General features: G+C 69.2%; 9 protein-coding genes and 1 pseudogene. 2 read left to right on the top strand and 8 right to left on the bottom strand.

The window, feature by feature from the left end:
- Nucleotides 1-508: 508 nt before the first annotated feature.
- The gene (locus tag ABZ806_RS44055; RefSeq protein WP_500225774.1) at nucleotides 509-1,135 is read left to right on the top strand and encodes an MFS transporter; all 627 of its coding nucleotides are present in this window, start codon (nucleotides 509-511) and stop codon (nucleotides 1,133-1,135) included.
- A gap of 536 nt (nucleotides 1,136-1,671) precedes the next feature.
- Here ABZ806_RS44055 and ABZ806_RS44050 read toward each other — a convergent pair.
- From ABZ806_RS44050 to ABZ806_RS44020, 7 genes and pseudogenes are all read right to left on the bottom strand, one after another.
- The gene (locus ABZ806_RS44050) at nucleotides 1,672-2,457 is read right to left on the bottom strand and encodes an ATP-binding cassette domain-containing protein (protein WP_500225771.1); all 786 of its coding nucleotides are present in this window, start codon (nucleotides 2,455-2,457) and stop codon (nucleotides 1,672-1,674) included.
- A complete protein-coding gene (locus ABZ806_RS44045) occupies nucleotides 2,378-3,325 on the bottom strand; it encodes an ABC transporter transmembrane domain-containing protein (RefSeq protein WP_500225768.1) in 948 nt (315 codons plus the stop codon). The genes ABZ806_RS44050 and ABZ806_RS44045 overlap by 80 nt, the downstream gene beginning before the upstream one ends.
- Nucleotides 3,326-3,435: 110 nt before the next feature.
- The gene (locus ABZ806_RS44040; protein WP_500225766.1) at nucleotides 3,436-4,572 is read right to left on the bottom strand and encodes an ATP-binding cassette domain-containing protein; all 1,137 of its coding nucleotides are present in this window, start codon (nucleotides 4,570-4,572) and stop codon (nucleotides 3,436-3,438) included.
- Nucleotides 4,573-4,601: 29 nt separating this feature from the next.
- A pseudogene (locus ABZ806_RS44035) lies at nucleotides 4,602-4,982 on the bottom strand (ABC transporter transmembrane domain-containing protein); the annotation flags it as partial.
- A gap of 185 nt (nucleotides 4,983-5,167) precedes the next feature.
- Entirely contained in the window at nucleotides 5,168-6,007 is an 840-nt protein-coding gene (locus ABZ806_RS44030) for an ABC transporter ATP-binding protein (protein WP_500225764.1), read from the bottom strand.
- A 50-nt stretch (nucleotides 6,008-6,057) separates the two neighbouring features.
- Nucleotides 6,058-6,888, bottom strand: a complete 831-nt coding sequence (locus ABZ806_RS44025) for a FecCD family ABC transporter permease (protein ID WP_500225761.1) — start codon at nucleotides 6,886-6,888, stop codon at nucleotides 6,058-6,060.
- A 625-nt stretch (nucleotides 6,889-7,513) separates the two neighbouring features.
- Nucleotides 7,514-8,356 carry an SAM-dependent methyltransferase gene (locus tag ABZ806_RS44020; RefSeq protein ID WP_500225758.1) on the bottom strand — a complete coding sequence of 281 codons (843 nt, stop codon included), beginning with the start codon at nucleotides 8,354-8,356 and terminating at the stop codon, nucleotides 7,514-7,516.
- A gap of 13 nt (nucleotides 8,357-8,369) precedes the next feature.
- Here ABZ806_RS44020 and ABZ806_RS44015 point away from each other — a divergent pair, with 13 nt between their 5' ends.
- Nucleotides 8,370-8,567 (top strand): hypothetical protein, encoded by a 198-nt coding sequence (locus ABZ806_RS44015; protein WP_500225756.1) that lies wholly within the window; start codon nucleotides 8,370-8,372, stop codon nucleotides 8,565-8,567.
- A 355-nt stretch (nucleotides 8,568-8,922) separates the two neighbouring features.
- Here ABZ806_RS44015 and ABZ806_RS44010 read toward each other — a convergent pair whose 3' ends face one another.
- Nucleotides 8,923-9,372: an STAS domain-containing protein gene (locus ABZ806_RS44010; protein WP_500225754.1), complete on the bottom strand. Its 450-nt coding sequence runs from the start codon at nucleotides 9,370-9,372 to the stop codon at nucleotides 8,923-8,925.
- Between the last annotated feature and the right edge of the window lie 755 nt (nucleotides 9,373-10,127).

Below are 10,127 nucleotides of genomic sequence, written 5' to 3'. Positions count from 1 at the left end.
AACTCGGGCGGGTGAGGTGGTGGCACGAGACACTTCCTTCCCAAGTTGATCAAGGTCAACTCAGATCGGGTGTCCGTGGAACGGGGGGAAGCTCAGCGCTGAGTAGTCGCACGTACGACTGCCCTGCACTCTCCGGCTCCAGGTCAAGCTATCCCCCTCGCGGCCGATGCCCCGGTCTGACTCCAGAACGCCGCGCGTGCACTGCTCCTGACGGTGCGTGCAGGCTTGCTCGACACCCGACCCGCTGAGACACGCCGGGCGCAGCAGCGTCAAGTTTCCGCCCTCAACCCTCGCCACACTCGCTGCGGGACGCAGGGTAGCTGTCCAAGCTACAGACTCGCGGTGAGGTCAGCCGCTGGTCAGCGGGGTTTCGCGGTTTCTGGTGTAGGTGGTCAACCGGAAACGTCTTCAGTTCAGGAGGTACCGAGGGAAGAGTGTCCGTTGTTCGGCCGTAGTTGGAAAGGAGAGCACCGTGCACTCACATCTCTTTGTGGCGGGCTGATCGCCGGTGGCGGGTCCGAGGTCCGTGTTCCAGCCGCTCGGGTTCGGCTTCTTCGCCAGCCCCTTCCTGCTGTCGATCTACCTGCAGCGGGCACTCTCCTACACGCCGATGAGGGCCGGGCTGGCGTTCGTGCCCGCCGCGGCGGCACTGTTCGCGGGCGCCCAACTCGCCGGACGGCTGACCGCCCGCCATGGTGTCCGGCTCGTCACCGCCGCCGGCGCCCTGATCGCCGCCACCGGCTTCGCATGGCTGTCCCGGCTCGGCGACCACACCCACTACTGGCCCGGCATCGCCGTGCCACAGATCCTGTTCGGGCTCGGCATCGGGACGGCCTTCACCCCGATCACCGTCGCCGCCACCGCCGTTTCCGCCCACCTGGCCGGAATCGCGTCCGGCGTGCTTAACACCATCCGACAAGTCGCCGCAGCCGTGGGCCTGGCCGTGCTGGCCTCACTGGTCGCCGCCCACTCCGGCGGGCACGCCTACGGCCTCGCCTTCGCCGCCGCCTCGCTCACCGCGGTGCTTGCCGCGGCCGGAGCGGCGCTCCTGCTGCCCGGACGCCCCGCCCCGCCTCTTCAGCAAAAAGACGCCGAGCACGGGCCGTCTGGCAGTTCAGACCCGCCTCGTCGTTGACAGGGCGGCTTCGCGGCCGTCCGGGCAGGGCCGGGACACCGCCGCTGGCGAGTGTGACCAACTCGTCAATGCTCCTACCAGCCACCCTCGGCATGCTCCTCCCCGTTCGTGTGGTCTGTTCCGAGAAGCGCGTCGGCGAGCAGGTCGAAGCGCAGGGCTTCCTGAGGGATGCGCTGTCCGGCAGCGAAGAGATCGATCGCCCCTTTGTGCACAACCCGGCATCAAGACCCATAACGCGAGCACACCGGAGCCATGGCCCCCATCCTGTCGATCAAGGCGAGAAGGGCAGCAAAGTCGATGCCGCCGGGCCGCGGCTGATGGTCGGCGTCTCGGCGGCCAACGTCCACGACAGCAAGGCGCATAAGCCACCGCTGCTGCCGTTACCGGCGCTCCGATCCCGGCGCAGACCACGCCGTCGGCGCCTGAACTCGGTCAGCGGCACCGGTGACCGCCGTTCCGTCTCGATGGCGGCCAGTGGAGCGCTCGGCGGTGCAAGCGCGGGTGGAGGTGGACCGGTCGGGGTCACTGCGGCTCGATCATTGCGACCCGTTCGGCTCACCGATGCTCTGTCCGGCCTGCCATGCACTCCACAATTCGGCGTACACGCCGCCAGCGGCGGCCAGTTCGGAGTGGGTCCCCTTTTCGATGATGCGGCCGTGCTCCATGACCACGATCCGGTCGCAGGAAGCGGCTTGGGAGAGCCGGTGAGCGATCACGATGCCGGTCCGCCCGGCGAGGACGGCTTCCGCGGCGCGGTCGAGCTGCTCGGCGTGGACGGAGCCGGCCTCGGCCGTCGCCTGGTCGAGAATCGCCAGCTCCGGGTCGGCCAGGAGCAGGCGAGCGAGGGCGAGTTGCTGCGCCTGTGCATCGGTGAGCGGATGTCCGCCAGTGCCGACCACCGTATCGAGGCCGTCCGTAAGCAGGTCGAGCAGACCGGCTGCGCCGGTGACTTCGAGCGCGGCACGGAGCTCATGGTCGGTGGCGTCGGGGGCGGTGAGCGTCAGGTTCTCTCGCAGAGTCCCGGCGGACACGTGCACCTCTTGGGTGATCAACGCCGTGCGGCAGGGACGGGTCACAGACCCGGGGTCAGGTCGGTGAACACCCGCGATCACGGCGGCGAGCGTGGTCTTTCCGGCTCCGGACGGGCCGACGATCGCGAGGTGCTGACCAGCCGGGATGTCGAGGTCGACGTCATCGAGCACGGAGGGGCCGTCGTCGTAGTGGAACGCGACTTCGCGGAGCCTAACGGCGGTGGCCAGGTCCGCCGGCGTCGCCGATGCGTCGGCCGCGTCCGCAGTCGGGATCGTGACGACTCCGGTCATGCGTCATGCGGCCCAGCGATGCAAGGGCTGACTGGAGGGTGTCGATGACAAACAGCAGTTGGTTGACCGGCCCTAGCAGGCGCAGCACGAGCAGCATGGCGGTGGTGGCGCCGCCGACGGTCGAGGCCTCACGGTCGATTAGGACGAATCCGACGACGAGCACGGCGGCCAGGCTCAGGCATTCGCCGAGGTTGAGTCGGGCGTTGAGCATGCTCTGCGCGGTGCGTGCCCGCAGCGACTGCACCGCCACGGCCCAGGAGTCCGTCATCACGGCGCGATGGCGTTGCTGAGCGAGCCCGAAGCCGAGCACGGTGGCGTAGCCGCGCTGGGATTCGAGGATCTGCTGGGCACGCGCGCTCATCGCTGCACGCTCGGCGCGGTATACCTGCGGCCCTGTACGCAGGTACCACCGCATGGCGAGCGCGTAGACAGGCAGCACGACGGCGAACGCGGCCGCATAGGGCCGCTCCAGCGCCGCGAGCCCGCCCAGCGACACGACGATCGTGAAGGCGGTGACGGTGAGCACCGGGATCACCGCGGGGGCGGCATCGGCCACGGCGGTGACGTCGTCGCTGCACCGAGAGATCAGGTCCCCGGTCCCGGCTCGCTCGACGAGGTGCTGCGGAAGCAGCATGGCGCGGCCCACGAGCCGCTCGCGCAGCACGGCAAGGATGGTGTGGTAGATACGGGTGGCGAGCACGATCGTCACCGCGGTGCCCGTCGCGCCGAGGATCGCCGAGAGCGCCATGACGGCCGTGGCCGTGAGCATGGTGCCGAGGTCTGCGGTACCCACCTGCACCCGGTCGATGAGAACTCCGATCGCCACCGGTGGGATCAGGTCGACGCCGGTGCTGACGATCCCGAGCACCCCGACAGCGGCGAGCCTGATCCGGTACCCGCGGCTGTGCCTCCAGACCTCCCTCGCCGTTTCCCTGCCGCCCGCGACCGGCAGCGGGTGCCCGGTCGCTCCCATCCCGGTCACCGCGCCGCCCTTCCGCTCACGCGGGCGTCCTTGACTAGGTCGACGACGCGGTCGCAGCAGCCGAGCAGCGCCGGAGAGGAGGCGATCAGGAGCGTCGAGCGGCCCGCGCGGACACCGCGCAGCCGGCCCGCGATCGCGTGCTCGGTGACCGAGTCGACCGCTGTGGTCGGGTCGTGCAGTACGAGCACCGGCGCATCGCTGGCGAGGGCGCGGGCGAGCGCGACCCGCTGGCGCTGGCCGCCGGAGAGGCGGTTGCCGCCCTCGCCGACCGGGATGTCGAGATCGGTGGCGAAATCGTCGCACGCCGCGGCGTGCACTGCGGCGTGCACCAGGTCGGGCGCGCCGGCGCCGGCGGTGAGGTTGTCGCGGATCGTTCCGCTGAAAAGTGTGGCCCGGTGCGGCGCGACCGTGACCCGGGAGTGGTACTCCTGCGCGGTCAGCTCGCGCGCCGCGAGCCCGTCGAGCCACGCCTCCGCCTCGCCGCCGGCGCGCGGGTCCAGCAGCCTCTCGGTGATGCGGGCGGCGGTACGGTCGTTGGCGCGGGCTCCCACGAGTTCTCCCGGTTCTACCCGGATCGTCGCACCGGGTGCGGACACCTCCAGTACCGGCAGCGGCGCGACTGCTGGCCGTGTCGGGTGGTCCTGTCCGAGACTCCGGCTGTTGTTGCCGCCAAGCACGTCGATGACGCGCGCGGACGAGGCGCGGGCTCCGGCGAGGTTGGGGATGGATGCGCTGGCGATCGATTGGATCTGCGGCAGTAGCGCCTGGGTGAGGGCGACGGCGGCGATCAGCCCGCCGACGCTCAGCTGCCCGTCTACGGCGAACCAGCCCGCCAGCCCCATCACTGCGGCGACGAACGCGCCGCTGACCACGCCCGAGCCTGCGAGGAACCGCCCCAGCAGCCCCACGGTGCGCTTGGCGCCGACGAGGGTCTCCTGGCTTGCCTGCCGGTACCGCCTGGTCGCCTCGGCCTCGGCGCGTATCCCCTTGACGACCCGGTATCCGGCGACCAGGTCGGTGGCCCGGCCGACGGTGGAGGCGAGCAGCGCCTGGTACTCGCGGGTGTCCCGGGAAAGCCGTTCGCTGAGCACGCCCATCGACCACACCGTGACCGGCGCTCCCGGCAGCGCCACGAGACCGAGCAGCAGTGCGTCGCCAGCAGCGATACCGCGATGAACCCGATGGTCGCGATTCTCGAGACCGGCAGGATCACCAGGATCACCGCGTTGGCCAGGCGGGCGACGTCGTTGTTCCTCACCGAGACGACGGTGCCGTCCGGTGCCTGGGCCGCACCGCCGACCGGATGCAGCACGCCGGTCGACAGCGTGCTGCGGAGTCGGTGCTGCAGCAGCTGCACCGTATAGGCGGTCAGCCGATTCGTGAGCCTCGCCGCCCCCGTCAACACGATGTACAGGGCCACTAGTACCCCGAGCCACAGCACCAGCTGTTCCGCATCCCCGGTCGCCAGCGCCCGGTCGATCGCGATGCCCATCACCACCGGGACCGCCGACTCGCCCACCTGCCACACGATCGCCAGCAGCATCGCGGGAACGGTGACCCGCTTCATCGAGAAGATCACGCGCAGCAGGAATCGGCCCGGCGTGATCCCCGTCCCGGCCTCGAACGGCCGAGCCTCCAGCGGTTCGGCGGGGGTGTGCAGAAGCACGGGCAGCCAGCGGGTCAGAGGTCCCCGCCCCAGCCCCGCCGGGTCAGCGTCCGAGGGGCTCGTCACGGCCGGCTCCGGTCCCTGCCCAACGGGACCACGTGCGGCGTGCCGACGACGGGGTCGGACACGACCAGGCAGCGCAATCCGAATACCTCCTCGACCAGCTCGGCGGTCACGGTCTCCGACGGCGCCCCCTCCGCGATCACGGCGCCGTCTTTCATTGCGATCAGGTGGGTACCGAAGCGCGCGGCGTGGTTCAGGTCATGCAGCACGGCGACCATGGTGTGGCCGACCTGGTTAAGGTCGGTGAACAGCTCCAGCAGCTCGATCTGGTGCGTGATGTCCAGGAAGGTCGTGGGCTCGTCCAGCAGCAGGACGTCGGTGTGCTGCGCGAGCGCCATCGCCACCCACACCCGCTGCCGCTGCCCGCCCGACAGCTCGTCGACCAGCCGGCCCGACAGCCCGGTGACGGCGGCGGCGTCCATCGCACTCAGCACGGCCTGCTCGTCGTCCTCGGTCCATTGCCGGATGAAACCCTGGTACGGGTACCGCCCTCGCGCCACCAGATCGGCGACGGTGATCCCGTCGGGTGCGATCGAGGTCTGCGGCAGCAGCCCGATCCGCCGCGCCACTTCCTTGGTCTTGTAGGACTGGATGTCCGCGCCGTCGAGGACGACCCGCCCCGCAGAAGGGCTGAGCAGCCGTGACAGCCCGCGCAGCAGCGTCGACTTGCCGCACGCGTTCGGGCCCACGATCACCGTGAACGACCTGTCCGGAATCGACACCGACAGGCCCTCGCTGATGACCCGCTTGTCATAACCGAGCGTCGCGGCGTCCACATGCAACCGGGACCGGTCTTGCGGGCCGGGGTCCGCTGGACAGGGACGGTGGTGATCGGCCATGGCTGAGTGGTCTTTCGAGCTCGCGGAACGGAGAGGATCGGTCGAGGTGTTCACAGGCGTCTCCTCGCCTCGGTGAACAGCAACCAGCCCAGATAGCCGCCGCCGAGCATGACGGTGATGATCCCGACTGGCAGGGGGGTCGGGGCGGCGTGCTGTGCGGTGTAGTCCGCCGCCAGGCACACCAGGGCACCAACGAGGGCCGCGGGCACGAGGGTGATCCCGGCGGTGCGGGCGAGCCGGCGGGCGATCTGCGGTGCCGCCAGAGCGATGAACGCGATCGGTCCCGACGCGGCGGTGACCGCGGCGGTCAGCGCCGCACCCACCACGATCAGGGCCAGCCGAGTCGATTCGACCCGCACCCCCTGTGCAGCGGCCGCGGCGTCACCGAGCTCCATCTGCCGCATCGGACGGCTCAGTAGCCCCGCCGGCACCAGCAGCATCACGATCACGGCGCCGCCGATGGCGACCTGATTCCACGAGACGCCGTTGAGAGAGCCCGCGCCCCACGCGGCAGCGGACATCGCCTGGTCCAGATCGGCTCTGAGTATCAGCCAGGTGTTCAGCGAGCCCAGCATCGCCGACACGCCGATGCCGACGATGATCAGCCGGAACCCCTGCACCCCGCGCCGATAGGTGAGCACGTACACCAGTAGCGCCATGGCCATCCCGCCCAGCAGTGCGCCAGCCGCCAATTGCGGATAGGAGCCGCCGATCACGAGGATCACGACCAAGGCGCCGGTATAGGAGCCGAAGGAGAACCCGATCGCATCCGGACTCGCCAGCGGGTTGCGCATCAGCGACTGGAACATCGCACCGCTCACCCCCAACGCGGCGACGAAGACCAATGCCCCGGCTACCCGGGGTAGCCGCCACTCGACCACCGAGCACACTCCAGTCGGCCCAAGGTCGACGGTCGGGGCCAGCCAGTAGCTGATCCCCCAGAGAAGCGCAGCCAGGCATCGTCGTCAACCGGCAGGTCGAGCATGTGCTGCCCCCGGTACATGGTCGGCTCGGGTGAATCCTGGACGGCGGTTGCCGGGACCACGGTCCCCATGTGTTGTCCCTCACAGAGTGGTGATGTCGACGCTCACCTTCCGCTCCCCTCAACCATTCTCATATCCGGCGAAATATGCACTTTCGCCCAGATCATCACAATTGATCTTTATTACCTGCAGCCGACACACGACGTAGTGGTGTCGTCGCACTGCCGGATCACCCGGGTGGGGATACTTCTGGCGCGGCAAGACCGCACTGCCGCTTCCGCCGAGTCAATCGCGATCCCCCTCTCCCCCGGTCCCATCCAGTTCCTCCCTGGCAAAGAAAGCACCCAAGCCGCCCTGACCACACTCTCCTTCGCCCCCATCCTTCCCGCGCCCTACGGCGAGAGGCGGCACGGGAAGGATGGGGGCGAAGGAGCGAACGGCCCCAGCCTCACGCCCTCGCCGACGTATCGGGTCAACCTGCGGACGAGATGGGTTCCCTGGCTACCTGGTGTAGGCCTCCAGGTCAGCGCTTGCGCAGGATGCCGCCAAATTCTGCGACCCGCCTACTGCCGGCCGCCGTTCCGAGGAAGGGCTGCAGAGCGGCGTCGACGGTGCTCAGGGCCGGCTGGTCGTGGTCAGGATGCCACTGGGCGACGTCGACCAGGCCGGGCGGCACCGGCTCCAGATCGGGCACGAGTGGCCGGAAGTCCTCGATCGTACGGGTCTTCCACACCAAGTTCATCTCGGTGGCCTTGCGGGTGTGGGCTCGCGCCGTCTCGGCGTCCAGCCCCACGAACTGGGACACCGCCAGGAAACTGCCCTGGGCGAGCGCATCGGACGTGGCGGAGAACATGCCGCGGACCTGGTCGTCGTCGGGGATCGAGTGGGCCACCGACAAGAACAGCGCGGCGACCGGCTGGTCGAAGTCGATGAGGTGCCGGACATCCGGGTGCGCCAAAACCTCCCGGGGATCGGTCATGTCAGCCTGGATCACCGTGGTGGCCTCCGCGCTCAGCAGCGCTCGGCCGTGGGCCAAGACAATGGGATCACTGTCCACATAGACCACATGGGCGTCCGGCTGGAACTGCCGGGCGACCTCATGGACGTTGGCCTGCGTCGGCAGGCCACTGCCCATGTCCAGGAACTGTCGAATTCCCGCCTCGGCGGCCAGGTACCGCACCACCCGGTACAGGAACAGCCGATTCTCGCGGGTGACGTCCAGTCCCTCGTTGAACTGACTGACGAACCCCATCACCGCCGCGCGATCGACCTCGAAGTTGTCCTTGCCGCCCAGGCAGTAGTCGTACATCCGCGCAGGGCTCGGCGTGGAAACATCGATCCCGGTCGGCGCCCAGGCATCGCTCACGTGCACTCCCTCGATGGACGCAGCCAGCGGCGCGCCTCTCCATGTGCCGACAAACTGTGATCTTGAGCGATCCTACGGCGGCACGGCACTCGGCCGCACCGCTTCAAGGATCTGCCCGAACATGACTCCACGAGAAATCCGCCGTTTACGGCAAGGCGGCAAGTCGTTCATGCTGAGGCTCTCAGCAATGCATCTGCCCGAGATGCGCTGAGCGTGAGCGGCCGCCCATGTGATCCCGGCTGGCTCGACCGTCAACCCATCCTGGACGTTACGGATTGCGCAGGCGCGCAAGAACCTGGCATGCCCGGCGGAGCGGGTTTCGGCCGGGGTAGCGCAGCAGGTGACCAGGTACAGGCCAGTCTTGCCGGTTGCCCCTGCCTGGCTTCCCCAAGGGGTGCACTGACCAGCGGTTCCTGAAGCCGGTTCGCGCGGCAGGTGGATCGGTTCGACCACTGCCTCCATCGATACCCTGGACTCACGATGCGCTCCACCCCGTTCCGGGGCCGCTACCCGTGGCTCGGCGTCCGACGCCAGTGGCCCGGCTGGACGGGTAGGCACCGGTTTGCTTATGGGTGGTGCCGGGGCTCCTGAACCGCAGATCTTGCCTGGTGGACCACGATCGCGGTCTCCAGCGAGGGGTAGATCGGGATGATCCGGGTGAAGCCCGTGGTCCGCAGTACGTGGCGGACGCGCTGGTTCACTGCGGTGATGGCGAGTGTGCCCGGGCGGCGGCTGCGGTCGGCGGTCGCTGCTCGCGCCGCTGCGGGCTGTCCCGGGTCCGCCTGTTCCGGCGGGTGCAGGAGGCGGTGGACGCCGGCCAGCACGCTGAGGCCGGTGGAATCGACGAACTCGACGCGGGTGAAGTCCAGGATGAGATGGTCCGCGCCCTGACCCAGTACAGCGGCGAGATGACCGCGTAGCAGGGCTGCGGAAGCGATGTCCAGATCGCCCGTCAGGGTCACGACGGCCAGACCGGCGGCTGCCGGCTGGAACCGGCTTTCCACGGTCAGTGCCATGGCGGCCTGCCCCGGTTCAGCGGAAGGCACGGCGGGCCCGGATCCTGTGGCACGCACACCACCACGCGCGTCGCGACGCGCTCGGCCTGGAGTCGGGACCGCCCCTCAGATATCCGCTGCGGGGAAGCAGCCATCTGCGCCATCTCCTGCCTCCTCCGTCCTGCCGCTCTGCCTACCCCTCCGCGGCCAGAGCACTCGCGGCCGATGCAGAGAACCAGGCGGTGTGATCTACGAAACTCTGTATCGGCCAAGGTAGCTTTTCGACCGGGCGGCGGGTAATGTTCCCGTCATCGAAGAGAGACGAGTCCATGAGGACCGGCAGAGGACGAACTGCCGGAAGACACGGAAGACACCGGCCGGGCGTGCCGGGGCCAGCGCAGTGGAAGGGGCCCCGGCAGCCGGTCGGCCCGGCGGCCACCAGGCCGCCGCGAGCAGTGCACAGCACAACGCAGTACGCAGGAGAACACGCAGTACCGGTAGTGATGTCGAGGAAAGGAGGATTCGACGCCATCGGGATCGCCCGTTGCAGGCTCCAGTCACGCCGCGCGGGTACCGCAGCTCCACAGATTGGACGGTGGTCTACGGTCACGCATACGCGATCCCCGCATCCCCGCCCCCATCCGGGCGGCCGACGCGGAAGACCGGCCCGTCAGAGCCGGTAGATGGTGTTGTACCTCTGCCGCGATGGAGGCCGTCCTGCGCGAACTGCTGCGCGACGCCCTCAAACTCGCCATGAAGGAGCGGCTGCGCGGCAT

This window comes from Spirillospora sp. NPDC047418 (assembly GCF_040643275.1).
In the GTDB taxonomy this organism is placed as follows: domain Bacteria; phylum Actinomycetota; class Actinomycetes; order Streptosporangiales; family Streptosporangiaceae; genus Spirillospora.
This window is presented reverse-complemented; position numbering and strand designations above follow the sequence as displayed.